The 25,858-nt window shown below is 43.2% G+C and carries 20 protein-coding genes; 5 read left to right on the plus strand and 15 right to left on the minus strand.

The features are described 5' to 3' along the window. Nucleotides 1-106: 106 nt before the first annotated feature. From D7D25_RS08720 to D7D25_RS08790, 15 genes are all read right to left on the minus strand, one after another. Nucleotides 107-757 carry a hypothetical protein gene (locus D7D25_RS08720; RefSeq protein WP_122968581.1) on the minus strand — a complete coding sequence of 217 codons (651 nt, stop codon included), beginning with the start codon at nucleotides 755-757 and terminating at the stop codon, nucleotides 107-109. A gap of 14 nt (nucleotides 758-771) precedes the next feature. Then, nucleotides 772-1,215, minus strand: a complete 444-nt coding sequence (locus D7D25_RS08725; protein WP_122968582.1) for a hypothetical protein — start codon at nucleotides 1,213-1,215, stop codon at nucleotides 772-774. Further along, nucleotides 1,212-1,862: a hypothetical protein gene (locus D7D25_RS08730; RefSeq protein WP_122968583.1), complete on the minus strand. Its 651-nt coding sequence runs from the start codon at nucleotides 1,860-1,862 to the stop codon at nucleotides 1,212-1,214. The genes D7D25_RS08725 and D7D25_RS08730 overlap by 4 nt, the downstream gene beginning before the upstream one ends. 14 nt (nucleotides 1,863-1,876) lie before the next feature. Next, a complete protein-coding gene (locus tag D7D25_RS08735; RefSeq protein WP_148038898.1) occupies nucleotides 1,877-2,215 on the minus strand; it encodes a hypothetical protein in 339 nt (112 codons plus the stop codon). Between the two features lie 209 nt (nucleotides 2,216-2,424). Continuing rightward, complete coding sequence (locus D7D25_RS08740) at nucleotides 2,425-3,066, minus strand: hypothetical protein (RefSeq protein WP_148038899.1); 642 nt, start codon at nucleotides 3,064-3,066, stop codon at nucleotides 2,425-2,427. Between the two features lie 12 nt (nucleotides 3,067-3,078). Further along, the gene (locus D7D25_RS18700) at nucleotides 3,079-4,227 is read right to left on the minus strand and encodes a hypothetical protein (RefSeq protein ID WP_122968586.1); all 1,149 of its coding nucleotides are present in this window, start codon (nucleotides 4,225-4,227) and stop codon (nucleotides 3,079-3,081) included. A gap of 33 nt (nucleotides 4,228-4,260) precedes the next feature. After that, nucleotides 4,261-5,127, minus strand: coding sequence for a glycosyltransferase family 2 protein (locus D7D25_RS08750; RefSeq protein ID WP_122968587.1), 867 nt, complete (start codon nucleotides 5,125-5,127; stop codon nucleotides 4,261-4,263). Between the two features lie 13 nt (nucleotides 5,128-5,140). After that, a complete protein-coding gene (locus tag D7D25_RS08755) occupies nucleotides 5,141-6,397 on the minus strand; it encodes a glycosyltransferase family 4 protein (RefSeq protein WP_122968588.1) in 1,257 nt (418 codons plus the stop codon). 4 nt (nucleotides 6,398-6,401) lie between these two features. Next, entirely contained in the window at nucleotides 6,402-7,352 is a 951-nt protein-coding gene (locus D7D25_RS08760; protein ID WP_122968589.1) for a lanthionine synthetase LanC family protein, read from the minus strand. 322 nt (nucleotides 7,353-7,674) lie between these two features. Then, on the minus strand, nucleotides 7,675-9,444 hold the full coding sequence (locus D7D25_RS08765) for an alpha-L-rhamnosidase C-terminal domain-containing protein (RefSeq protein WP_255417243.1): 1,770 nt from the start codon (nucleotides 9,442-9,444) through the stop codon (nucleotides 7,675-7,677). A 136-nt stretch (nucleotides 9,445-9,580) separates the two neighbouring features. Further along, on the minus strand, nucleotides 9,581-11,860 hold the full coding sequence (locus D7D25_RS08770; protein ID WP_255417244.1) for an alpha-L-rhamnosidase C-terminal domain-containing protein: 2,280 nt from the start codon (nucleotides 11,858-11,860) through the stop codon (nucleotides 9,581-9,583). 12 nt (nucleotides 11,861-11,872) lie between these two features. Next, entirely contained in the window at nucleotides 11,873-12,781 is a 909-nt protein-coding gene (locus D7D25_RS08775; RefSeq protein WP_122968592.1) for an AraC family transcriptional regulator, read from the minus strand. Between the two features lie 295 nt (nucleotides 12,782-13,076). After that, nucleotides 13,077-14,105 carry an L-rhamnose/proton symporter RhaT gene (rhaT, locus tag D7D25_RS08780; RefSeq protein ID WP_122968593.1) on the minus strand — a complete coding sequence of 343 codons (1,029 nt, stop codon included), beginning with the start codon at nucleotides 14,103-14,105 and terminating at the stop codon, nucleotides 13,077-13,079. A gap of 3 nt (nucleotides 14,106-14,108) precedes the next feature. After that, the gene (locus D7D25_RS08785; RefSeq protein WP_122968684.1) at nucleotides 14,109-15,374 is read right to left on the minus strand and encodes an L-rhamnose isomerase; all 1,266 of its coding nucleotides are present in this window, start codon (nucleotides 15,372-15,374) and stop codon (nucleotides 14,109-14,111) included. A 113-nt stretch (nucleotides 15,375-15,487) separates the two neighbouring features. Beyond that, nucleotides 15,488-16,954, minus strand: coding sequence for a rhamnulokinase family protein (locus D7D25_RS08790; RefSeq protein WP_255417245.1), 1,467 nt, complete (start codon nucleotides 16,952-16,954; stop codon nucleotides 15,488-15,490). Between the two features lie 326 nt (nucleotides 16,955-17,280). Here D7D25_RS08790 and D7D25_RS08795 point away from each other — a divergent pair, with 326 nt between their 5' ends. The 5 genes from D7D25_RS08795 (at nucleotide 17,281) to D7D25_RS08810 (ending at nucleotide 25,847) form a co-directional block, all read left to right on the plus strand. Continuing rightward, a complete protein-coding gene (locus D7D25_RS08795; RefSeq protein ID WP_221407987.1) occupies nucleotides 17,281-18,894 on the plus strand; it encodes a DUF3843 family protein in 1,614 nt (537 codons plus the stop codon). 151 nt (nucleotides 18,895-19,045) lie between these two features. Continuing rightward, a complete protein-coding gene (locus D7D25_RS18160) occupies nucleotides 19,046-19,219 on the plus strand; it encodes a hypothetical protein (RefSeq protein ID WP_185140243.1) in 174 nt (57 codons plus the stop codon). A gap of 303 nt (nucleotides 19,220-19,522) precedes the next feature. Further along, nucleotides 19,523-20,521 (plus strand): LacI family DNA-binding transcriptional regulator, encoded by a 999-nt coding sequence (locus D7D25_RS08800; RefSeq protein ID WP_122968596.1) that lies wholly within the window; start codon nucleotides 19,523-19,525, stop codon nucleotides 20,519-20,521. Nucleotides 20,522-20,710: 189 nt separating this feature from the next. Continuing rightward, on the plus strand, nucleotides 20,711-23,827 hold the full coding sequence (locus D7D25_RS08805) for a TonB-dependent receptor (RefSeq protein ID WP_122968597.1): 3,117 nt from the start codon (nucleotides 20,711-20,713) through the stop codon (nucleotides 23,825-23,827). A 106-nt stretch (nucleotides 23,828-23,933) separates the two neighbouring features. Then, a complete protein-coding gene (locus D7D25_RS08810; RefSeq protein WP_122968598.1) occupies nucleotides 23,934-25,847 on the plus strand; it encodes a RagB/SusD family nutrient uptake outer membrane protein in 1,914 nt (637 codons plus the stop codon). Nucleotides 25,848-25,858 lie beyond the last annotated feature (11 nt).

The following is a 25,858-nucleotide window of genomic DNA, read 5'->3' on the forward strand; positions in this document are numbered from 1 at the left end:
CCGCCGCCAATCAGACAGGTTTCTTTCTTGTCATAGCAACCCGGTTTTGCAAGAAACAAGCGCCCATATATCGATAAAACACCGGTTACTCCGTCAATCGCGCGACTCAATCGATTTCCGGAAACCAGTTCGAGGGAATGAGCTTCTTGTCATTGGCAATATGGTCGCGTATGACGGTGTCTATCACATACGGGTCGAACTGCACGACGTTGCTCAAGTTCGGGTTATATGAAATATCTATGTATTGGATATTCCCATGACTAAAATTGATATACGTGATATCATTGTGCGAAACAATGATCTTTCGCAAGGAGAACCCGATGTCTATCCCGGTCAGCCGGTTGTGGGACAAATCGATCTCCCTGATTGTGGCTTTGTCGTATAATTTTCTTCTTTCCCTTTCGGGCAACTGCCATTGAGGATCGATTCTAAATTCGAAAATCTTGTGGAATGAATTGTACGACAGATTGAGCGTTACGATTTCTCTCGGCAGGTAATCCACAATCACGGTGTCCAACCGGTTATTGGACAAGTCCAATGACTTAATGGTAAAGTCCGAAAGGTCTGGGAAATCGGAAATGGAGTCGTACGACAAATCGAAGTAATCGATCACCGAATCACACGGCAACTGCATCAGCCGCTCCAACTTGCTTTGTTTCTCCGCTGCAACGGTATGCTCCCCCGTCTGTTTTTGGGAAGTGCCGCCCGTGCAGGAAAAGAGCGGCAGGAGCATTAAGAAAATGTATATCCTGTTCATAACCTATAAATTTTTCAGTTTTGATGATCCCGGCGGTACTCCTCCAACGCGGCATCGATTATGCCATGATTGTACCTTCTCATATAGTCGTGAAGCCGGTCGTTCCTTGTCTCCGTGGGAGAGTCAACCCAGGTTCCCGTCTGATCCTGCGTGAAGAAAATCGAAACAAACTCATCGCTGTAACCTTTATTTTTTAGATATTCGACAGCCTTTTCTCTTTTATTATTCGCGTAACGCATCGCGTCCTGATACCTGCCCCATCCATCAACGTAACCTCCGTCCCACGTTCCGTCGGCAACCATCTGGTCATACTCCTCTACCGTGTATGGGTCTTTCCGGGTCCCGTTGCCGCCGCCAATCAGACAGGTTTCTTTCTTGTCATAGCAACCCGGTTTTGCAAGAAACAAGCGCCCATATATCGATAAAACACCGGTTACTCCGTCAATCGTGCGACTCAATCGATTTCCGGGAACCAGTTCGAGGGAATGAGCTTCTTGTCATTGGCAATATGGTCGCGTATGACGGTGTCTATCACATACGGGTCGAACTGCACGACGTTGCTCAAGTTCGGGTTATATGAAATATCTATGTATTGGATATTTCCATGACTAAAATTGATATACGTGATATCATTGTGCGAAACAATGATCTTTCGCAAGGAGAACCCGATGTCTATCCCGGTCAGCCGGTTGTGGGACAAATCGATCTCCCTGATTGTGGCTTTGTCGTATAATTTTCTTCTTTCCCTTTCGGTCAACTGCCATTGGGGATCAATATCAAATTCGAAAATCTTGTGGAATGAATTGTACGACAGATTGAGCGTTACGATTTCTCTCGGCAGGTAATCCACAATCACGGTGTCCAACCGGTTATTGGACAAGTCCAATGATTTAATGGCATAGTCCGAAAGGTCTGGGAAATCGGAAATGGAGTCGTACGACAAATCGAAGTAATCGATCACCGAATCACGCGGCAACTGCATCAGCCGCTCCAACTTGCTTTGTTTCTCCGCTGCAACGGTATGCTCCCCCGTCTGTTTTTGGGAAGTGCCGCCCGTGCAGGAAAAGAGCGGCAGGAGCATTAAGCAAATGTATATCCTGTTCATAACCTATAAATTTTTCAGTTTTGATGATCACGGCGGTACTCCTCCAACGCGGCATCGATTATGCCATGATTGTACCTTCTCATATAGTCGTGAAGCCGGTCGTTCCTTGTCTCCGTGGGAGAGTCAACCCAAGTTCCCGTCTGATCCTGCGTGAAGAAAATCGAGACAAACTCATCGCTGTAACCACCTTCTTTCAAAAAGTGAGTCCACTTTAAAACGTTTTCTTTCAAAATCCTGTTCATTTTTTCTCTCCACACATCCCAATTCAGTCGTGTTTCAAACTCCTGACGCAACGCAGTCCTCAATTTCATGTAACGCTCTTTGTCGCCGAATACCGATCGTATCTTCTCCAACCTTTCGCCGATGCGGCGGGAGGCATTGAAAAGCCGTTCTTTCCCTCTCGTACCGGATGACTTACGCCACCGACGTAGGCGGCGATACTCGGTACGCCATAGGCTGATGTTTTCCCTTGCAGGAAATCAAGACCAAAAAAATTAGTAAAACAAAAGCCCTAATTATATTCGTAATTCTATTAATTCCAGTTGTTTTCATGATGATGTTTTCAATTTACCGAATCACTTATGATAATATAATCTACATGTTCAGGACCAATACTGCCAATATATATTAATTTTCTATTATTGGCTATATTGTTATGAATTACCGTATCTATTTTGTAAGGATCAAAGCCTACCACATTACTCAGATTCGGATTATAAGAGACATCTACATACTCTATGTTTTTATGGCTAAAAGATATGGATGTCAGCTCATTGTGTGACGCATTAATTTTTCGGATAGGTACACCTATGCTAACGGATGAGATCCGATTGTGAGAAGCATCTATCTCTTTTAAGTTATTGGACGGTGGTTTTATTTCAAGAATATAAAAGTTCCTGAGCAGGTTGTTTGATAGATTTAGCTTTTCGATACCTTTTGGTAAGAAATCCACGATAAATGTATCTATTTCATTATGTGACAAATCCAATGATTTAATGGTATAGACCGAAAGATCGGGGAACTCCCGGATACTATCGTTCGACAAATCGTAAAAATCAATTACCGTGTCAACGGGAAAGGTTAGAAGAAGTTCCAACTTGCCCGGTTCTTTCCCCGATTCCGTTTGTTGCTCGCTGATTTTCCTGTTTTCCCTGCAGGAAATCAAAACAGCGATAGAAATTAATACAAAATATGTTTTTTTCATGAGTCAATCCATTTAATATCCATAATAATCTCTTCTGTATTCTTCCAACGCGGCGTCTATTATTGGACGATTATATTTTTCCATATACTCGTGCATGTTGCTAACAATAGCATCGGCAATTTCATGCTCCCAAATACCTTTCTCATTCTTTTCAAAGAAAATATCAACAAATTCTTCACTGTATCCTTGGGATATCAAATCTGCCGCTGCGATATGGGGCCAACCATTGGCATTTCTTAATGCCTCCTGATATCTTGCATAGTGGTTTGCATGTTGCGCCTCGTGTGCGAGTGTTATCAGCAACTTTTCCTCCATATTGCGCGCCTTTGAAAAATCATAGCCCATATTGTCGAGACCATTGTGGGGATTGTTCCATCCGGCACTGTCGATAAAAATTGCATTAAAGTCGATATGATATGATTCGGGTGAGGGATAAGATGTCAAGGCCAGTGTTACTGCATTGCCCTGTGCCTGGAGATTCCTCACGCCAAAAGTCATGTGCACGATGCCCTTGTCGAAATAAGCGAGTAAGTTTTTTATCACGGAGTTGGTTTCCAGGATTCTTGTCAGTTGCGAGTTAAAGGCGCTGTGTCCTGTGGTGTTAAGGGTGAAATGGTTTGAGTTGGAGATATCCACCCCGTCTTTAAGGGGATCGATCCCGCCGCCATACCATCCTCCTCCGCCTCCTCCGCCTCCTCCGCCTCCTCCGCCGTAGCCCGGAGGCATTTGTCCAAATATGTCTCCGCTCACTCCATACCCCCACCAATAACCGGAGTCTCCTGACGAACCGGAATCCCCTCCGGTAAAGTCATTCCAAAATCCCGAATCAATTCCTCCCCATTCGTTGGTATTGCCATCACCGGAGGAACTTCCAAAATTATCATTCGATCCGTTGTTCTCATTTCCGGAATCACTGCCTCCGCATGAACCTCCACAACTTCCCGTGACAACCACATCTTTGAATGTGTATCCCCATCCGTCAACATAACCGCCATTCCATGTTCCGTCGGCAACCATCTGGTCAAACTCCGCAACGGTATAAGGATTGGAAGCACTTCCGTCTCCTCCCCCGATAAAACCATGCTGAACAGTTTCACTCAGCACCGGCATTCTTTCTGCCAATTCGTTCAAACTCAATTTTGTCAGTTTCTTTCTTGTCATAACAATTAAATTAAAAAAATAAATAGTTATAGATCAGACTAACAAGAGTCTGTTTTTATTTGAATAAAACACTTTTTGAAACAGATCCGACACTCCTCTGACAGGAATCATTCCTTTTTCCCGAAGTTTTTCCACTGCTTCAAACATAGACATCAATTCAGGAAGGTCTTTTTTGTTTTTTTCAATCAGGTACAACAAAACCTCACGCACTATTTTTTCCGAAGTTTTCACCTGTTCTTCCCCTTTTCGGTTCGTTATTTGGTTTTCTGAAATCCGACAATAGAGCAACGGTTGGGATTCCACATAAAACGTTCCGCCCTTCTTGGCGATTTCCGTCCACAGTTTGTAGTCTTCGGCATAAGCATAGTTTTCATAGCTCAACTGATTTTCCTTCAAAAAGTCTTTTCGTATCATCGCAGTAGGATGACACATAAAATTCCCTTTTAGAAATTGTAACAGCGGATACTCTACCAATCCGCTTATATTTCCGGATATCCCCCGTGGAAGTGCGCCTTTTCCAGTATGCTGCATCCATGTGCCGCAGACCGTGATGCCCGGTTCGGCTTCCATTAAGGCAAACTGAATTTTCAGTCTGTCAGGGTGCATGATGTCATCGGCATCCATACAGGCTATGTATCTGCCTCGCGCCGCATCCATCCCAAGGTTGAGCGATGCTGTAAAATCGTGCTTATTCTCCAATAAAACCATTCGCTTATCATCGTAGGCGCGAATAATGTCGCGTGTGCCATCCGTAGAACCATCATCCACTACAATGCACTCAAAATCGGGGAATGATTGGCAATTCACACTGTCTATTGCTTCCCTGATATACATTTCCGCATTGTAAGCCGGCATTACGATGGAGATAGCAGGTGTTTGTTTATCTTTATCTGTTGTCATTTTCTCATTTATATTATTGGCTCAACTCTCTGTACACTTCCAGGGTTCTGTTTATCATCAGTTCGAGATTTAACTTCTGCTCATACAGTTGCCGTGCATTTTCACTCAGCATTTTTCTCAATTTCTCACTGTTTATTAAACGGATCAGTTGGGCAGCCATCATTTCTACATCTACAGAAAGTCCAAAAACGGGAGAGAATCTGGTTTTTACTTTTAAGGCATTCACTCCATCGGTGAAAATTTCGTCCAAACCATCCACCGCCGTTGTTATAATCGGCATACCGAACATGGCCATTTCTATTGCCACATAGCTTGCCTGCTCTTGCAGTGAGGCAATTATTCCTATATCACACGCTGAATACAGTTCTTTTAATTCGTCAAAAGGAATCCGCCCTTTTACATCAACTTCCAAATCTGGAAAATCCTGCTTCAGTTGATTTCGAAATTGCGGATTGCAGGTTCCCGCAATTGTCAGCGAAACATTGTAGCCTTGTTGCCGTACCAGACGTAAGGCCTTAAGAATATACACAACCCCTTTACTCTCGCTTACTACGCCCACATAGAGACAGTGAAATTTATCATTTTTTGTTTTCTTTCCTTGATTTTCTATGTGTAAAGCTAAATCATTTATACCGTTGGGTATCACTCGGATATTGTGGGAATAGCGGTGTATGCATTTTTTTAGGAAGTCCACGGCACAGTTGGTTACGCACAGCAACGCATCGGGTGCGGCGTAAGATTGCAGTTCACAATTGTTGGTTGCATAAATCCCGGGGTTGGGCTTTTTGGCATTCTCCGCATTGCCGTAAGTTAATTGATAGAGTTTGTTGAAACGCTTCTTATCGCTGTTGTACAGTCCTTTCCAAGGGATACAATGCAAGTGAGTGATTATTTTACAGTTGATTTGTTCCCGAATATATACCGCCAAATCTATTAAGTTAAGCGTATGCAGGTGGATGATGCGTTTTTCTTTTCCATCAAAAAGATGTTTGGTAAGTCTATAGACCTGTCTATTGTATTTTCGTATCCAGAAGCGTTCGGCTATGATGGTGTTATACTGCTGCGGCATCGGGATGCTGAATTTCACGTAATGGTCAATCGTTTCTTCTTTCGGGAAAAGTAGCGTGTCATCATTTCGCAGGTGTATCCAATGCACTTGTATGTCCGCAACATCCTGAAGTCCGCTGATCAGCGTGCTTACGTACCTGTCCACGCCGGAAGTGTTGGTGGCGTGGGACATGTCGATGAGATAGAGGTTGATGAGAGACATGATCTTAAAATAAAACAGTTTTCTTGTGTGTCAAATAAATCAACAGCCTGCTCACTCCTTGTTCATACCCGGCTTTAAAAACTCCGGGCGGCATAAGCTTTAAAATCGTTTTCTCTATTTCGTTTTCTTCTCCCATCAAAAGCAAGCTTAAATGCTTGTCATTTCCCAATAATTGAGATAGTTCAATGCGGTCTTTTAAACTTGCATTTTTCACATCATCTAAAGCCGAAAATCGTTTGTTATCATTGATTATATCGTTGTATTTTCCTGTTTTGTCTAATTTTTCCAAATAATACGCAACCCTGCGGGAACTCTTCACTCGCCCGCTTCTATACAAATCGGCATAATCATCTAAAACCACCCGCGAATAATTTACATATCCGCACTCGTAAACTACTTTTAGATATTTCTCAAACTTTAATAAAACCGTAGTTTTGCTGTTGATGTAATGTATATCTTTGAAATCAAGAAACTGAATGGCCAAATAGAGTTCATTTGCCTCGAAAATGCTTTTCATTGCTTCATCTATCCGTTTATCGACAGGATTATGATATGATTCTACGGCAGCCAAAAAATAATTTAGCCGTATCGAATCCAGCAAGGTCTTAGGGTTTTCCTTTGCTTTTTCAAATCCGGACAGTATTTTTTCGTATTTCTCACCAAACAACTCATCAAAATCGGCATCGATGAAGTCGTTTTTTATCAGATAAATCAACACATGGCCAATTCCGCTGAGCCCGTTTTCAAAGCCAATATCATCCGTTTTGCTTATCAGTGCTTCCTGCAACAGATCAAAAGCTTGGTCTTCTATATATTCGTCTTGCAGGTAGCGTGCAACTTCGAATAACGCCCAGGCAATTCCCGCCTTCCCGTTGTAAAGTCCGGAAGAGTTGATGGAGCAGGCATTGAGGAGGAGGTAGTCAACCAGTTTTCGTATGGTTACAACGTTGATCATTTTTTAACACCCGTATTTCTTGCAATTCCACATTTTCTTTGAAATCATGCAACACCATGGTTCTTGGCGTAAAATAACTGTTCTCGGTATCTCTGATAGATTAAGAACAAAATATAGATGACATTTAGTCTCGAGAATACCCGGTTTATTCCGGTTACAAAGTTATAAAATAGTATAAATCGGCAAATTATTTCGATAGTTTTTTGTTATAAAAATACCCATGATACAGCATGTCGTTTGAGCAAGAGTAACCTCTGAAAAGGTATACCCCCATCCTTCTACATAAACACCGTTCCATGATACTAATAAGCGGAACTCTTTATTATCTTATAATCTTTATCTGTTTCGGAGCATCAATCTCACTTTTTATTTTTCCGTCGGCTTGTTTCACATGTTTTACTGTCACGACACCGTAAGGTGTGGGAAATGATCCTTCCGCAAAAGCGAGAACACCCAGGTTCGGACGTATGCGGATTACCTTTGATCCGGGTTCGATCACCTGGATCCCCAACACATGGGCCGTCAACCAGGCGGTTGGTCCGGATGCCCATCCGTGACAGAGGCTGGCCCTGAGGCCGATATAGCAATGATCACCCCCGTCGGCATGAATATCGAACTTCGCCGGGTCAGGAAGTTGATCGATCGGTAAGGCATTCAATCGTTCTTCATAATTGAAATTCTCCCAGAAGGTGGTGGCGCCCAAATCGAGCATTGCTCCCCAATAATCGGAGATAATGTCCATTGCTTCCTGGTATTTGCCGTCTTTCGCCAATGCCTCCAGCATGTAATAGCCATAGAAGGTCGCGAAATCATTTGCCCCGTTTCTGAGTATAACCGGAGAAGCTTGATTGGGAGGCAACATCCCTGCCAATGCGAGCAATGAGGCTGCCTGTTTATTGCCATGATGGGGTGGAAGGTGCTTATGTAGTGATGCAGCTGCTTTTATACATGCATTCTTGAGTTCCCTGTCGTTCAACCATCCGGCAATATCCTTTCCTGCTTCCATAGCCATCAGCGTCAAAGAGTGGAGTCCGGCATGGATCACGTTGGAATCTCTGGCCGTGGGCCAATCGAGAAAACGCCCTTCATCGAGATTTTCCCTGCCATCCGGCCCTATATTTGAAATGACCTGACGGATCAAAGACGAGAGATAGTCCTGCTGTTCTTTCAGATAATCCCAATCCCCATGATACAGGTAAAGATCGCGATGGGCAATTAGCCACCACAATGAATAGGAGGAGATCCCGTTCATCCATCGGGGTAGGGGGGTGGTGTCCCTTCCGAAATCGAGACTCTTTTTCACCACTTCGTGATCCCCGAACACGGCGTGTATGGTCATGATTTCCGGATGGATGTCCCCCAACCATACCAGCCGGTCTCTTTTTATTCCGTCCCACAGGTACTCCTGCATATTCAGGTGAACGGTATAGGCTCCCGTTTCCCATATTTCGTTCAGTCGTTCGTTATCGCATTTGAATGAACCCAGGTAAGGGATATTCCTGTACCGGAAAATCGCTCTTACCGATCGTAGCGGCAGTTCCACACCTTTATCCAACAGATCTATCCGTACGAACCGGAATCCGGAATTGCCCACCTCTACGGTTCCCAACCAGGGGAGTTCGAGTGTGTAATCTCTTAAAGAATGATCATTGGTGGCTGAACCCATGCCCGGCACACTGTTGTCAATACAATCGCTCATGGCTTCCGAAACCGACTCTCCCAAACGGATACGTACTCGCACCGGCTTTTTCTCGCCTCTTATCGCGGCGGCAATTTCTATTCCGCCGTAGAGTTCTTTTCCGAAATCGAGTAACACCGAGGCCTGTGCTTCGTCGTCCGACCGGAGGAGACACATGCCTGTTCCGCTGGTTGAGAGTTGTCCGTCGAATGGTGCCAACAGCACTTCGGCGTTCTTCACCTGTTGGTTTTTATCATCCGATTGCCAGACTATTTTCACAGGGGTAAGATATGCCCTTGTAATTTCGTCTTTGATCAGTTGTCCCTGGAAGGTTTTTTCTGCCAAGTATTTTTGGGCCGGAACGTTTTCCGCTAAAAGAAAAAGAAAAAGAATAAAGAATAAACGAGTTTTCATATGATTGGTGAGTTAAGAACTTAGAAGTTAGAACTGGGAGCTTAGAATTATCAATTATCGTGCACAGTAGACTATCGCCCAGGACATTATCGCGCGCAGCGCGCTATCATTTGTAATGTCGCGAGTGATAGGGATATTACCGTTCCACAGAGAACTGCCATTTCCCTGAACCGATATTTTCAATTATTGAAAAATTTCCCTCCCGTTTATATTTTACCGGTTGACCATTGATGCGTAAAGTCTGCCTTCGGCAATAGAAAGGAAGGTGTATTTCGGCGGTAGTGTTGGCCGGAATGTCGACTTCAAGCCGGAACGATTGACCCGGATCATTGGTAAAGCTTGCCGTTATGTCGCCCCGGATGGTGGGATGTCTGATCTGGGCTGATTTCAGCGAATCAGGCTGCGGCTTGATCCGTATCTTCCGGAAACCCGGTTCCAATGGTTCTATTCCCATCAGTTTGCGTGGGATCAGGTTGGCAGGTGCCGCACCCCAGGCATGGTTCCAGTCCTGATTGGGTTTATATTTGTTGTCCCACGCTTCGAGCGTGATTGTGGAACCGGCACGGATCATATTATACCAGCTCCTTTCTCCGGTGGAAGTGAGCAGCTGTAGCCCGTATCCGGCATCGTGGGCGTCGTAGAGGGCGTCGAGCAGGAATTGTGAACCGTACACACTACAAGCCATTCCGCGGGAACGGATAAACTCCAACACACTGTTGATCCGGTTTTCAGTGACCAATCCGAAAGCCAGCGCAAACATATTGGCATGGAGGGATGCGTGGTCTGTGTCGATGCCATCGATATAAACACCTCTTTTTTTATCGAAAAGGTGGTTATTGAAAGATTGTTTCAACTTGGCGGCACGTTCGTTATAGAATTTCTGATCAGCTGCCTTTCCTAACGTTCCCGCAATTCGCGCCATCAATACCAGGGTTCTGTAATGGAAGGCATTGACTACCGTGTTGATATCGGTGAAGACAAATCCGTCGGTCTCACCGCCTTCCTCCTTTTCCAACCCAAGGATACCGGTATGCGGCCAATCGACAATATCCCGTATCTGCCCGTCGAAATGGATAGATTGAAGCACTTCCGGCGTTACCTTGCCTGTGCGGGTACTGATAAAACCTCTTTCATCGGAGAGCGCGATCAGTGTTTTTGCCTGAAGGTCTTCATAAAAGTGCGCCAACGAGAGGTCATTACCGGTGTACATATAGTCTTCCCACGCTATGAGAACGGATTGCAGATGCCATTCGGTTGGCCAGGTGGGCTTCCGTATGAGGTATTCATGCGTATGGCGTGCCATGCTGTAATCGCGGGCTACGCCGTAGTGCGATAGTTGGTTGATCAGCGCGTCCGCTTCGTAAGGAATTCTTTCGCGGTCCCCGTCAATATAAATACCGAGGAAGGATGTTGCCTTTATCGAGTATTTACTGATATCCCAAACCCGGTTGAGTATTGTGTCGGAACTGTGGAAGTGAGAGTCGAAATCGTTGAACGGATAAAAAGCCGTCTCCCGTATCAGGTCTTTTTCCCCGAGCGGATGTTTATAATCTTCTATTTCGCAGTAGCGGAACGGGGTCACCTCTCCGATATATTCCGGCATCAGTACAGCCTGTGGGCCGGTATTTCTTTTATCGGGACGAATGGCGACCACATAGGTTTTCCAGCCTTTGTCAAGTCTTATTTTGTATCGGGAGTAGCGGATTGAAGCCTCCGGGGAGCGGTTAACCTCTCCGTTCATTTCTGTTTCTCCCAAATGGACGGTCACACTATCGGTTCCGGTGTCGGAATACAGATTCACCCTTACTCTGCCGAAAGATGCTTTGCCGAAGTCGGCAAAATAACGCATCTCATCGATCCGGTTTATTTTTACCGGATATTCGTCTTGTTTCTGAATCGGATACCGGTCTGTTGCGTAATCGACTAGATTTGGCGCTGTTTTAAAAGCCGAAATTCGGGAAAAACCCGATTCTTCTCCACCCTGATCCCATGTTTTTACTTTCCAGAAATAGACTTTTCCCGGTTCAAGATGTTTGCCGTTATACAGAATATTGACAGAACGATTCCCTTCCACTTTTCCGGAATCCCACAGATCAGCGGAATCTTTCAACAGAAAATCCCTCTTTGACGCGACTAATAACCGATAGGCTGTTTGCCGGGTGTTTTTTTCCCGGGAAGGTATTGCCCATCCGAAAAATGGTTCGCGGGTACTTATTTCAGTAAACTGGAAATTTTCTCTTTGAGAAACCGCTTTGTCTATCGGTGTGGTTACAGGATAGCCGTTTACATATACCTGTTCGGCCTGTGATAACAGATTCACCGTTAACTGGTATGGAACGGATTGCTCCTGTGCGTTGGCAGTAATGGACAAAAATACAAATAAGATCGAGGGTGATATTATTTTTCTGAAATGCATGAATGCCTGAAATTAGTTGCTGTTTTGTTTTATACGTCCTGAATTTCTGTATTCCATAGGGGTAACCCCGACTCTCTTTTTAAAGAAGGATAAGAAGTACTCATAGGAGCTGAAATTCAATTCGTAGGAAATCTCCTTTATAGAATAATTGGTTTCAGCCAATAACTCCTTGGCCTTTCTTAATTTTAATTCCTGAAAATACTGTGCCGGGGCATAACCGGTGTACTCCTTAAATGCTTTCCTGAATAAAGAGTAGCTGATCCCCAAGTTGGTGGCAATCTCTTTGATATCGACGTTTTTATGGATATTTTCAATCATGATGACTTTTGCCCGTTCAATTTTCTGAGCGGATTCCTTCGACTCGAAGTTCCTGTTTTGCGCCAGCGATAAAATCGTACCCAGGATATTAAATGCAATTCCTGCCAGATTCTGCTGTGCGGCCGTTTTATCTTCTTTAGCCACTTTAATGGCTGTGGAAAACAGGTTTACAAGATCTTCGTTCACCCCTACACTGAGAATCTGATTCTCCGGAGATATGAACCCGTTTGCCACGATATCATCAATGATCTTTCCGTCAAAGCCGATGTAATATTCATTCCATCCGATTTCTTTGAGTGGGCAGTAGGTATGCCATTGCCCGGGAAAAAGAAAAATAACCTGTCCTTTGGTAATATTTGTCCTTTTTGTGGAATCGGAAGAAAAAACTCCTTTTCCTTTACTGATATAAACGATTTGATATTCCGATAAAATACGTCCGTTATTTGGGGTGAAGTAGTAACTTTTGGGATGTTCCTTGGACGGATACGCCGTATTGGGTGCGATGGGCTGAAAACCAACGGTGTTGACCGTTAGCCCGAATTTTTTATCTTTTTCGTTTACTAACAGGTATTTAAAATCGATTCCTAAGTCGTTAAATCTCATGTTTTGTCTGTTTAGATTTGCATGTTTTATTTTGGGTGTAAATAGTTGTTTTCCTTCCCATTTAGCTTGACGAAAACGCTATTTCGGTTGTAAATTTACATAAATAAACCGAATTCAATGGCTTCCTGTTACACTTTCCGTGGGAAGTCAGCGATTTTCGCTTTGCTTCAATGGCTTCCTGTTACACTTTCAGTGGGAAGTCAGCGATTTTCAATTCCCGCCGCGCTCATCACTCTGTGTTGCGGCATATTGCAAATATTGTCAGGTCAGTACATGATTCATAAAACCGATAGGATTAAAACAGATTGGGTATTACCAAAGAAAATATCAAAACCGCCATGCCGATAGCCAGGAAAATGACGGCCTTTTTTCCCGCGCCTTTCCACTCTTTGAGGATAATGCCCCACACGTTGCTGAAAACCACGTTTAGAGACATCAGTATGCTCCATGAAAAAGCCATCATCACACTGCCGGGTTCGAAAAAGCTTTGTCCCATGCCCAACCCGAAAAATTGAGAATACCAGAGAAGCCCTGCCAGTGCACAAAACAGAAGATTATTTACCAAAACGGCTTTTGAGGAGCGTTTTATCTCACCGCTCGTTTTATTTTTCCGGTTCATATAGAGACAATACACGAGATTGGTGACAAATCCGCCAAGGGTGACCAATAGTGTGACCGGATTCTGTGCGAACAGCTCCTTTGCTCCGGCAGCGATGGCCGCTTCTTTTACCGGTATCCCGGCGCTTAATCCCAGACTGAAACAGGCACTCATTACGCCTGCAAACAACGCGATAAGAAGTCCCTTTTTCAGGGCAAAATCTTTGATCGCTTTTTTCCTCTCCTCTTCGGACATATTCTTTGAACGGAGGCTGCCGGCATACCCTACTAATGCAATACCTGCCAGTGTAACGGCAACAGCCAGCAACAAAACCAATCCTTTCGGGGAGAAAAGATCCGTGCCGGCAAGCATTGCCGGGATAAGTGTCCCGAAAGCGGCGCAGGTTCCCAGCGCCACTGATTGCCCGAGGGCGATACCCAGAAAACGCATGCTTAATCCGAAAGTCAATCCCCCGATTCCCCAAAGCACCCCGTACCCAATGGCTTTCCATGAGGCAGCCGCGTGGGAGGTATAGATTGCGATCAAGTCCGATGGCGTACTGGCCATGAATGCCCCCAGAAGAGGAAAGATCAGCCATGCGAAAATTCCCTGCATCAGCCAGAAGTTTTCCCATGACCACTCTTTTATCTTATTGATGGGGACGTATGAGCTTGATTGGCCCATACTTCCCACAGCAATAATAATTAAACCCAGAATTGTATTCATTGTTTAGACTCGTTTAGAGGTTACCTGATCTTCATACTCCTGGACCTCCTGTACATACGCATCGCCCACAGGTACGTTCTGCTGCCGGCAATAGTAATTATATACCGCGTTCCAAGGCATCGATTTCAATTCTTCCAGATAGGCCAGCCGTTGGAAATTTTTATCCTGCCGTTCAAATTCCCTTAATTGCGGGGTCGGCTCGAGCAGCGCTTGCAACATCGCTTTCTGGGTAGCGCGGATTCCCACTATGTAAGCTCCCAGGCGATTGATCGATGCATCGAAATAATCGAGCCCGACATGTACACGATCGGCGTGACCGGAACGGACAATCTCCTGAGTTAAAGCCAACAACTCGTCGCTTAAGATCACTACGTGATCGCTATCCCAACGTTCCGGACGACTTACATGCAGATTAAGTTCAGGCACAAAAAGGAGCATCGAAGAGATTTTGTCGGCGATCGATTCGGTCGGATGGAAATGCCCGGCATCCAGTGTCAGCATCATATTGTTTTTTACCGCATAACCCATATAAAATTCATGCGATCCCACCACATAACTTTCGCTGCCGATACCAAACAATTTACATTCCACACAATCTTTCAGGTAATCCGTACTGATCTTTTCGGTGAAAACATCGTCGAGCGCCTCTTTCATCAGTAGTCTGTGGGCAAAGCGTGAAACGGTTTTGTCCTTTTCTCCGTCGGGAAACCAGATATTGTGGATACAGGGATCGCCTTGCTGCCGACCGATTTCAGCCGCGATACGACGACAACGGCGCAGGTGCTCTTTCCAGAACTCCCTGATCTCAGGATCAAAATGAGAGATCGTGTATCCGCTCTCACCTTTGGGGTGCGAGAAAAGGGTGCAGTTGAAATCGAGTTTTACGCCGACTTTCTTCGCCCAGTCGATCCATGATTGAAAATGTTTTGGTTCGATCTGGTCACGATCGACGAATTGACCGCCAAAATCGCCATAGATGGCATGCAAGCTGATCCTGTGTGTTCCGGGGATCAACGTGAGCACTTTCTCGAAATCACTCCGTAGCTCCTCTATCGTCCTGGCTTTTCCAGGATAGTTCCCGGTAGCCTGGATGCCACCTGTCAACTCCCCGTCTGGATTTTCAAATCCCGACACATCGTCTGCCTGCCAGCAGTGAATGGATATGGAGAGATTATTCAGTTTCTCAATAGCCTGGTCAACATCCACTCCCATCGACGCGTATTGTACCTTTGCCTCTTCATACGCTTTTTTAAGTTGTTCTTCTTTCATACCTTTAAATTTAGATTCAAGATTCAAGAACCAAGAATCAAGATTGTTATTTACTTTTATTGTTATTTTTCATCATCACATCATCACATCATCACATCATCACACCGATTATGCTATATGTTCCTGTAAACATTCAGGTAATCAATGTAGTGGCTCTCCCATAGAGCGGTCTCTTCCGGCTCGAATGTATCGAGGTCAATGGAGTTTCTCACGATTTGACGGATTTCTTGTTTGTCATTGACTATACCGGCAGCTTTTGCCTGTAATAAAATATTTCCCATTGCCGTAGCTTCTGACGGGCCGGCAACGACCGGCTTGCCGATGGCGTTGGCAGCAAAGGTATTGAGCAATTTGTTTTGGGCTCCCCCGCCGATAATATGCAGGACTTGGATGGGAAATGTGGCAAGTTGCTGAAGATCAGCCAATACCTGCTTGTATCGGAAAGCAAGACTTTCGTAAATGCAACGGGCCAATTCTCCCATTGTTCGAGGGATATATTGATTTGTTTCTTTGCAATAAGACTGAATAGCCGTGGTCATGGATCCCGGGGCAGCGAAGCATGGTGAATCGGGATTGATAAAACATTTGAAAGGGACCGACTGTTTTGCAGCGGCTACTATATCTTCATAACTGACCGGTTGATAACTCTCCCATTCTTTTTTGCATTGTTCAATCAACCACATTCCACAGATATTTTTCAGCAGGCGGATAGATCCGTCGGCACCTCCTTCGTTGGTAAAGTTGAGTCGAAAGGTTTCGTCATTGATTACAGGCGTTTCCGACTCGATGCCCATTAATGACCATGTCCCCGAACTCAGATATGCGAAGTTTCCATCTTTCGCAGGCGTAGCCAAAACGGCCGAAGCCGTGTCGTGACCCGCAACGGCTATGACGGACAGATCCTTTATGCCAGTCAGGCGCTGGACAGATGGGGATATATTGGCTATCTTATGTCCCGGATATACCAGCATACCGAAGTGATTGTCATCCAGTTGCAGTGCTTGAAGGAGCGACCTGTCGAAATTTCGTGTGTAAGCATCGAGCATTTGTGAAGTGGAGGAGATGGTGTATTCTGTCACCGCCGTCCCCGTCAGCAGATAGGATAGGGCATCGGGCATAAACAGTATCTTGTGGATGACCGGATAGATCGACGAATTTTCATGCAGGAGGGTGTCGAGTTGGAAGAGAGTGTTAAAGTTCATGTTCTGGATTCCCGTTTTTCGATATACCTCTTCTTTCGGAATTTTGGAGAAAAAACGCTCCGGCGCGTCGAATGTACGGGGATCCCTGTAACTGTAAGGCATACGCAATGGTTCACCATCCTTTCCGAAACAGACAAAGTCTACCCCCCATGTGTCAATACCCAGGGAGGTGACGCGCGGCCTGTGAGATTTGACTTCCCGTACTGATGTTATAATCTGGTCATACAAATAGAAGAGATCCCAATAGAAACGATTGTTCACTTCGATGATAGGATTAGGGAAACGACTGATTTCCTTTAACTCCAATTGATCATTTTGGATAGTTCCCAGCATTGCTCTTCCGCTACTGGCACCCAAATCGATTGCTAAGAATGACATTAAATTATCCACACTCATGATGAGGTTAAATTCAAATTTTTTTTAAGATTGTCCGCAAACTTACAGGATAAATTGAATATATGCAATGAAATAAATGATTTTATGACTGTGTTTTTTGATAATGTTATTCTTGATTCCTTGTGGCCTTGATTATTATTTTCATGCGCTTGGAAATACTTGGATTTTCATGTACTTTTGTAAAGTAATTAAAAACTGAAAGTTATGTTACAGGGACAGATAGTAAAACATAAGTTTTGTCAAGCATAAAAATATCGCACCTGTTTAAGTAAATCCCGACCAGTAATAGGATGAAGATGAAAATGAAAATGAAAAAAAGGATATATATCAATGACTGGTTACTGTTTAAGCCCTATGAGCATCCCGTCAAAACGGATATGTATTATTTAAGGATATGCAACGATGTGAAGCGCGTTCTTTGTGCCGATAATAATTTCTTTACATTGGCAAACCGTTTTGATGAGAAAGAGATCAACAGTCTGGCATGTTTTCTGACGTCGTATTTTGAAGACATTATTTCCGGGACAAATATCTGGAAGAGCTTTGTAAGGGTGCACATGCGCTTATATAATAAACAGTTGCCTTTCTATGATCTGCAGGAGTATTATGAGGGAGAAATAAATACGCAGGAGGTGTGCTTTTTAACCTGGTATTTTTTCAATACTATTCAGGACGAAATCTTTTTCAATCCTTTCAATCCTTTTTTCCTCGAGGCAGCCGGAGCGGTAATGTCGGTTTTTGACGATGCATGGGATCATGCACCGGAGAACGATGATCTTTCCTCCTTTTATCGCATGAATGATACAGAGCGTGATTTTTATGCTGCAAGGCAGTTTGTTGAGACCGTTTTGTTCAGGACTTACCTTTTTGGTATCGATAGCATCCCGGTGCTTGAAGAGAAAAACGACGAAATAATCACAAAATACAGGAATGATGAAAAGCTGATGTTTTTTCTCAATGAGAACACCGATGCGCTCATTCACCATCACCGGACCCGGTTGCTCGCATTTACCGGCAAGGAATGGGCGGCCGAAATAATAGGGGAAAGTCATCCGCTAAAGTCGGATTTTCTGGAAATGTCTCCTAAAATACAGGGCTATTTCCTTTATAAGGGACAGGATCAAACGGATGTGTTTATCGAACACATTGCCTCGGGAAAACGCTTTCATCTGACAAAAAAATCATTCGATCATGCTGATAAATTAAAGGTGATAGACACTATTATTTTTATCGGGATCGTGAAATGGAAGGGAGAATGGTGGTTTTCAGGAACGTATTTTCAGGCACCGTTCAACAAGGAACTGGTGGCGTATGAAAAAAGTTCCATACAAAGCCGGGCACAGGTGAATTTTTTGGATCATCAATCGAATGATGTGGATGAGATGCTGAAGCAACAGGAGAAAGCTTTTCTGGATTTCAATCATGGTTCTCCGATAGCGTTCTTGCCGGTCGGTGAGACAGAGGGGTTTATGAAAGCCTATATGGAGTTCTTCAATAAATCACTGAATCTTTCCGAAAAAGAAATCAAAGAGTCGGAAGAGAGAATTCGGAAAGAAGGGATGAAGAAGCCGGATGATCAATCGTTTGATTTTCCTGAAGATTTTGAAACGGGTTTGGTGTTTTTCAATCCGAAGAGCGGCTGTGAAATGGTTTTTGAAGTCAATTCTGCTTTCCCCTTGCCGGACAACCCCTATTTCAGGCCCGAATTAAGCGAAGAGCATATTCAGTGCTTATTGATGGACGAAAGCATTTCTTCTGAGTTGGTAATGTTTTGCATAGATAATTGCAGGGAGGAGTTGCCTTTTTTCAATGCCGGTCCCGGGCAACTATATCTGGAAGATATCGACTTTTTACTGCGTTTCTGGAAGAGGGATAATTATTATACGCTTCCTGCCGTCACGTTGATAGGGCAGAAAGAGTAATCCCTATTCCCATATTCGCCTTGTGGCGAGTATGGGAATAGATAAACAGCAAATTTTATATTGGAAAACTATAAAGATGAAGAAAGGCCGGTCACTTTCTAATTGATTAAATGAAAAAGCTGTATCTTTACCAATAGAAAAAACAAGTGTTATGGCAAAGACTGTAAATAGCATAGAGGAAGCAAGCGTAAAAGAATCCGTCTTGGAGAAAATAAAGTCGGTAAAACCCAATCTTGCCATGTACGGTATCAGGGGTATCGTCACAAAAAACGGGCTAAGCCCTTATATCGGTCCCCAGATATTAGAAGAAGTGCAATATGCCTAAAGAACCGATTCAATACCTCCTGCATAATACCCAAACTATATAGGCAGATTATGGAAGTGATAGGAAAAGAATAAAACGACTTGAAATCATTTGTAAGATGAAAACCAGGGCTAAGGTCGTATCGAATTATTCTCCTGCTCATTTCATCTTTTTTGAGGTATTCTGTTGTAAGATAAGTGTAAAATATATAAAAAATGCTAAAATATTTGACGGGTAAGAAAAATTACCTTTATATTTGCGATATAAAATGTCATTTATTTTTATATAGATTCAGTTAACCGGTTTAGCAGCCGTGTAAAGAAGATGGAAAAAGTCTCTATGCAGGATATCGCAGATAAGTTAGGCCTTTCAAAAGGAACAGTCTCGCTTGTGTTGAGCGGCAAGGCAAGAGGGAGCCGTGTGAGCGAGGAGACGTGCAGGAAGGTCAGGCAAACGGCAGAAGAGATGAACTATCAACCGAATGAGATAGCCCGTAGCCTGAGTACAGGCAAGAGCATGTCTATCGGAGTGATTGTGACTGATATTTCGAACGAATTTTTCGGAAACCTTACCTTCCATATACAGGAACAGGCAAAGAAATATGGCTATACGGTAATCACCACAAATACAAATGAATCATTAGAAGAATTTAACGACGCTGTTACTAATTTATTGAACAAACAAATAGACGGCATCATATTTGTGCCTGTAGTCGGAGGAGAGAAGGTCGCCGAAAAAATCATAAAAAGACATCTTCCGGTAGTGCAGGTCGACCGTTATTTTCCGGATATGAAAGCCAGTTACATTATCGTGGATAATTACAAAGTATCTGCAGAGATAACTGAGTTACTTATCAAAAAGGGAAACAGGAGGATTGCAGTTGTTTGTTATGACATCGATCTGAATGCATTGAGGGAAAGAAGGCAGGGTTATATCGATACGATGAACCGTTATGGACTGTTAGACACTACACTTATAAAAGATATCAATTATGAAGACCAGGAAGAACAGATAAAGCAAGCCATCATCGACTTGAAAAACAATCCCGACAAAGTGGATGCTATATTCTTTTGCTCCCGGAGAGTATTCATTACCGGAGTAAAGCATATGCATAGAGAGGGTATAAAAATACCGGAAGACATGGAAGTGTTATGTTTCGATAAGATCGATTCTTTTTCTATTGCGAACATTCCTATTCATTACATTGAGCAACCTATCGGGGAAATGGGAAAAAAAGCGGTCGATATTCTTATAGAACAGATCAACGGAGCGAATGATATAAAACAATATGTATTGGATGCGGAAATCAAACATTCTATCTGAAATTTTATTAGCCAAGATGATACGATTTTTTATAAATGATTAGTTAACCGGTTTAGCTATTGAATAGAAGGCGAAATAATTTGATTCTTAGGATTTATATTCAAATAAGGTTGGGCGGTGGATAGAAAAAGAGGATTATAATTCTAAAAAGAGTAAATACTTTTTTTAATCTAAACAAATGAAAATGAAATGCAAAAAAGAAATTTAAATCTAGTGAAAGGAATCTTGTTCACTATAACGTGGATATTTTCCCTGTATTTATCAGCTCAAAACCTGACTGTAACAGGTACGGTTACTGATACTAAAGGCGAATCATTGATTGGAGTAACTGTTCAAATAGAAGGAACAAGTACAGGGACAGTTACCGATATTGATGGTGGTTTCATATTGTCTAATGTGCCTTCAAATGCCATATTAGAGGTCTCTTATGTAGGTATGGTAACGCAGACAATATTGGTAAATGGGAGAAGTTCCATCCATATTGTCTTGGTGGAGGATCCCAAAACATTGGAAGAGGTGGTCGTCGTAGGTTATGGGACCCAAAAAAAAGGAAATCTCACCGCTGCGATTAGTACCATTAAAAATGAGGAAATACTAACTACGACACATACAAGTTTAGCGCAAAGGTTGCAAGGTAAGATCCCCGGCTTACAGATCCGGCAAAACACGGGAGCACCGGGGGATTATGACGCGATGATTAATATTCGTGGGTTTGGTTCCCCCTTATTTATAATTGATGGTACAACCCGTGTAAGCGGGGCCGAATTTCAACGGATAAATCCGGATGATATTGAAAATGTTACCATACTCAAAGATGGAGCTGCTGCCATTTACGGTATGAATGCGGCAAACGGGGTTATTCTGGTAACCACAAAACGTGGAACACGAGGTAAAGCTAAATTTCAATATAATGGGGCAATTAGTTTTAGTACTCCTACGGAAATGCCGGAGATGGCAAATGCTTACCAATGGATTGTGATGAGAAATGATGCGGCAGTCAATATGGGATTGGCTCCTATTTATTCAGAAGAAGAAGTCGAAAAATGGCGTCAGGGAGGGGAAGGCTATGAAAGTGTTGATTGGTATAATCAAACAATGAAAAAATCTGCCATGCAGCAGCAACATACCTTTTCAGTACAGGGAGGTACAGAGATGGTTAGCTATTATGCCAGTTTCGGCTATACAAAAGACCCCGGATTATTAAAGTCAAATGCCATTAATTATGAAAAATATTCCATTCGTTCGAATGTGACAGCAAGGTTAAGTAAGTACCTGACGTCAGAAATAGACCTATCCGGATGGTATGATGAAAAAGATGGTTCAAGGTGGAGTTTCTTTGATATTATCAGAGGTACGATTTCAGAATTACCCATCCATACACCGTATGCAAATAACAACCCTGAATATCCTGCTTATGTGTATGACGGACAGGCCTATAACCCGGTCGTTACCTCTGACCCCGATTTGGTCGGTTATACAAAGGGTGTCAATAAGTCTTTTAAATCATCTGTTTCATTAATCTATGACGTCCCTTTCGTTGAAGGGATGCAACTTAAAGGTGTCGCCTATTACGAACATGGCAACAGTTATTCCAAATCGTTGAATAAGAGTTTTACCATGTATACTTATGATCAGACAAATGATACCTATGTCCCATTTCTTTATGGTCATCCGACAACACTCCATAATGGCTGGTCAGATGGAAACGGCATTACCCTACAGGCTCATCTGAACTATAAGAAAACAATTGCAGATAAACATAATATCGGGGTCACCGGCGTATATGAAGAGCGTAATGGCTGGTCGCGTTCGGCCGGACTACAAAGAGAATTCCAGTTTTACACAATTGACCAGATCGATATGGGAGATGACAATAACCAACGAACCAGTGGAATGGAAGACATGTCCGGATTTCGTTCGCTTTTAGGACGATTGACTTATGATTATATGGGCAAGTATCTGGTTGAATTAGCGGCACGGTATGACGGATCATATCGGTATCATCCGGATAGAAGATGGGGATTTTTCCCTGTTCTTTCGGGAGGATGGCGGATATCAGAAGAGCCGTTTTTTAAAGAAAATATTTCGTTTGTATCCAATTTGAAATTACGGGGATCGTACGGACTGGTAGGTGAGGATGCCGGAAGTCCTTTTCAGCATGTAGGGGGATTTTCTTTAAACTCCGGAGGGTATGAATTTGTAAACGGATCATGGACGAGTGGTGCTTCTGCTCCTGGAGTAGTAAATGAAGCACTCACATGGTATAAATCAAATATCAAAGATGTCGGCTTTGATTTAGGGCTTTTTGATAATCAGGTAAAAGTTGAATTTGACGTTTATCAACGTGATCGAAGCGGTTTGTTGGCTTACCGCAATGCAACATTACCCAATACATTTGGGGCCAGTCTTCCGCAGGAAAATTTGAACAAAGACCGTGTCAGGGGAATTGAATTTGCCGTGGGTTATGGTAAACAGGTGACTAGGGATTTTAATTTCAATGTCAGTGCAAACTTTAATTTCGCCCGTACGATGGTAGTCTACGCCGAACGAGGACCATTTGTAAACAGTATGGATCGTTGGAGGAACGGACAAAACGGACGATGGAGCGATGTGGTATGGATGTATGATTATATCGGACAATTTCAGTCTGAAGAAGATATCATCAATGCTCCAATTCAAAACGGAACTTTGGGAAACAGCCTTGAATTACCCGGAGACTTTCAATACAGGGATGTGAATAATGATGGTGTGATAGATGGCAATGATGTTATTCCTTTGGCTTGGGGTGGAAATCCTAAAATGTATTATGGATTGACTTTCAGTGCAAAATGGAAGGATTTTGATTTTAATATGCTCTGGCAGGGTTCAGGAAAGTATTCCGTCAGGTTTACGCACAATTATGCGACCATGCTATGGAATGACGGTAATATGCCGGCATACTTCTATGACAGATGGCATTTATCGGATCCTTATGATCCGAACAGCGAATGGGTTGCCGGAGAGTGGCCGGCAATAAGACGTCAACCGGATGTGGGAGCTATGTACAATGAAAGTTCGGTATGGAGAAAAGATGCGTCATATGTCCGATTGAAATCATTGGAAATAGGATACAGTCTTCCTTCTACTTATCTCGATCCGTTAGGAGTCCAGAACCTCCGTATCTACTTAAACGGATATAACTTATTGACCCTATGCGACCCATTTGTCAAACCTTTTGATCCGGAACGAATAGAAGGTTCACTGAATACAGGGTGGGTATATCCTTTGAACAAGAGTTTTAATATAGGAATTAATCTTACATTTTAATATTATGGAACGAAATACAGAAAGGTGTATTTTGGGGCTGCACCATAAGAAATTGGAATTATCCTGTTTAAATCCCATGTTAATTCAAATAGAAATTTATAATCGTATGAGAAAAACAAATATACTATTGTTGATTATATCAGTTACTCTGTTATTGTTTACATCTTGTCGTAACGATATAATGGATCTTCAACCTTTAAACAAGGTAAGTTCGGAAGTGTTACTTGCTAATGAAGACGGTATCCGTGTTTATTTGGCTAATTTATATTATCAGGCTCCTTTTGAGGATTTTACCTATAACCGGGTAGGATTCCACACGGGTTTGGTGAATACGGTGGGTATTCATCCGGATGCCCAGGCAGGAAATGCCGTTAATTCGGAATTCAACCATCTGGTAGATGGTGAAAACTTCCCATGGTGGGATGCCGGCTATAAGTTTAACAGGGACGTTAATCTGTTGATAAGGGAAATACCCAACATTGCATCTCTCAACGAAGAGAAGAAAAACGAATTACTCAGTGAAGCACATTTTTTGAGGGCTTTTGGTTATTATGCCCTGGCCAAACGGTATGGAGGAGTACCTATTATTGCAGAATATCAGGAATACACATCGGACATAGAATCGCTGAAAGTACCCCGAAGTACTGAAAGGGATACATGGGATTTTGTAATGTCGGAATGTGACGAAGCCATAAAGTATTTACCTTCAACCCGTAGTGGAAGTGACTCAAGAAGAGCCACAAAATGGGCTGCTTATGCATTAAAATCCAGGGCCGCTCTGCATGCGGCATCGGTTGCTAAGTATTGGAACAAAGCGGCGCTTTCCGGGGAAGCTGTTTCACAAGGCTTGGTGGGTATGGATCCCTCGCTTGCAGATCATTATTATAAACTTTGTATAGAAGCATCCAAAGCCATAATGGATGGAGGAGTACACGCCCTTTATAAAGCGAATCCCGCATCAGTAGATGAAGCAATTGATAACTTGTTGAAGCTTTTTCAGGATCCGAATGTGGCACCGGAAGAGGCAATCTTGGTTTACGGATATGGAAAACCGGGAAGCGGCCATAGTATGGATTTCTGGTATAATCCGAATCAGACTGCAGACGGGGCTCCCCATCCGGGAAGAATGAATCCGACATTGGAACTGGTCGACATGTATGAAAGCTATTCAAATCCCGGTTATGATGCTCCGATTGTCACTACGGTAGACGGAAACATCAATGACTACAACGGGTATAGTAAAGATAAATCATATTTATATTTTGATACGCCGTATGATATCTTTAAAGATAAAGATGCCCGTTTATGGTCAACGGTTGTGTTGCCCGGAACTGAATGGAAAGGTGTAACGATTAATATTCAGGCTGGATACATACAACCCGACGGTACGCCTGTTATTGAAGCGGATAAGGCATCTATTGTCGTGAATGGCGTTACCTATCACACTTTTGGTGCAGATGCATGGAAAGAATATTCGGGTTTCGACCAGCAACACCTGGCGGAAATGACCCGTACCGGATTTAGTTTCAAAAAGTTTTTGTCTCCAACTCCGGTCGATGGAAATAAGGATCTGGGTTATTCTACGAGTGACTGGATGGAGTTCCGTTATGCGGAAATTCTGCTTAATTATGCGGAAGCCGTTGTTGAAAGCGGCTATACCGATAACAATGCCCAGTCTACAGCCAAAGAAGCATTGAATGCTACAAGAAAAAGAGCCGGTCACACTACCGATATTCCTTTGACATTAGAGAATATTTTACGTGAAAGACGGGTAGAGCTTGCTTTTGAAAATAAACGTTGGTGGGACCTGATCCGGAGAAGAGAATTCCATGAAGTATTTAACAATACAATTCAGAAAGCTTTATGTCCGGTATTAGACCTACAGGTCAGCCCTCCGAAATATATTTTTGTCAGGAAATATATTATTCGGGCGATACCACTCTCTTTTGACCGAAGGATGTATTATGGACCTATACCGGGAATCGGCTCTAATGATTTAATTCAAAATCCTCAGTATTAATTAGCTAAAAA

It is taken from the genome of Proteiniphilum sp. X52 (assembly GCF_003712195.1).
In the GTDB taxonomy this organism is placed as follows: Bacteria; Bacteroidota; Bacteroidia; order Bacteroidales; family Dysgonomonadaceae; genus Proteiniphilum.

Excerpts from the sequence above, each read along its gene's own strand:
- D7D25_RS08720 (WP_122968581.1), bottom strand. The coding sequence starts at position 757 with ATGAACAGGATATACATTTTCTTAATGCTCCTGCCGCTCTTTTCCTGC.
- D7D25_RS08730 (WP_122968583.1), bottom strand. The coding sequence starts at position 1,862 with ATGAACAGGATATACATTTGCTTAATGCTCCTGCCGCTCTTTTCCTGC.
- D7D25_RS08740 (WP_148038899.1), bottom strand. The coding sequence starts at position 3,066 with ATGAAAAAAACATATTTTGTATTAATTTCTATCGCTGTTTTGATTTCC.
- D7D25_RS18700 (WP_122968586.1), bottom strand. The coding sequence starts at position 4,227 with ATGACAAGAAAGAAACTGACAAAATTGAGTTTGAACGAATTGGCAGAA.
- D7D25_RS08750 (WP_122968587.1), bottom strand. The coding sequence starts at position 5,127 with ATGACAACAGATAAAGATAAACAAACACCTGCTATCTCCATCGTAATG.
- D7D25_RS08755 (WP_122968588.1), bottom strand. The coding sequence starts at position 6,397 with ATGTCTCTCATCAACCTCTATCTCATCGACATGTCCCACGCCACCAAC.
- D7D25_RS08760 (WP_122968589.1), bottom strand. The coding sequence starts at position 7,352 with ATGATCAACGTTGTAACCATACGAAAACTGGTTGACTACCTCCTCCTC.
- D7D25_RS08765 (WP_255417243.1), bottom strand. The coding sequence starts at position 9,444 with ATGAAAACTCGTTTATTCTTTATTCTTTTTCTTTTTCTTTTAGCGGAA.
- D7D25_RS08770 (WP_255417244.1), bottom strand. The coding sequence starts at position 11,860 with ATGCATTTCAGAAAAATAATATCACCCTCGATCTTATTTGTATTTTTG.
- D7D25_RS08775 (WP_122968592.1), bottom strand. The coding sequence starts at position 12,781 with ATGAGATTTAACGACTTAGGAATCGATTTTAAATACCTGTTAGTAAAC.
- rhaT (WP_122968593.1), bottom strand. The coding sequence starts at position 14,105 with ATGAATACAATTCTGGGTTTAATTATTATTGCTGTGGGAAGTATGGGC.
- D7D25_RS08785 (WP_122968684.1), bottom strand. The coding sequence starts at position 15,374 with ATGAAAGAAGAACAACTTAAAAAAGCGTATGAAGAGGCAAAGGTACAA.
- D7D25_RS08790 (WP_255417245.1), bottom strand. The coding sequence starts at position 16,954 with ATGTCATTCTTAGCAATCGATTTGGGTGCCAGTAGCGGAAGAGCAATG.
- D7D25_RS08795 (WP_221407987.1), top strand. The coding sequence starts at position 17,281 with ATGAAAAAAAGGATATATATCAATGACTGGTTACTGTTTAAGCCCTAT.
- D7D25_RS18160 (WP_185140243.1), top strand. The coding sequence starts at position 19,046 with ATGGCAAAGACTGTAAATAGCATAGAGGAAGCAAGCGTAAAAGAATCC.
- D7D25_RS08800 (WP_122968596.1), top strand. The coding sequence starts at position 19,523 with ATGGAAAAAGTCTCTATGCAGGATATCGCAGATAAGTTAGGCCTTTCA.
- D7D25_RS08805 (WP_122968597.1), top strand. The coding sequence starts at position 20,711 with ATGCAAAAAAGAAATTTAAATCTAGTGAAAGGAATCTTGTTCACTATA.
- D7D25_RS08810 (WP_122968598.1), top strand. The coding sequence starts at position 23,934 with ATGAGAAAAACAAATATACTATTGTTGATTATATCAGTTACTCTGTTA.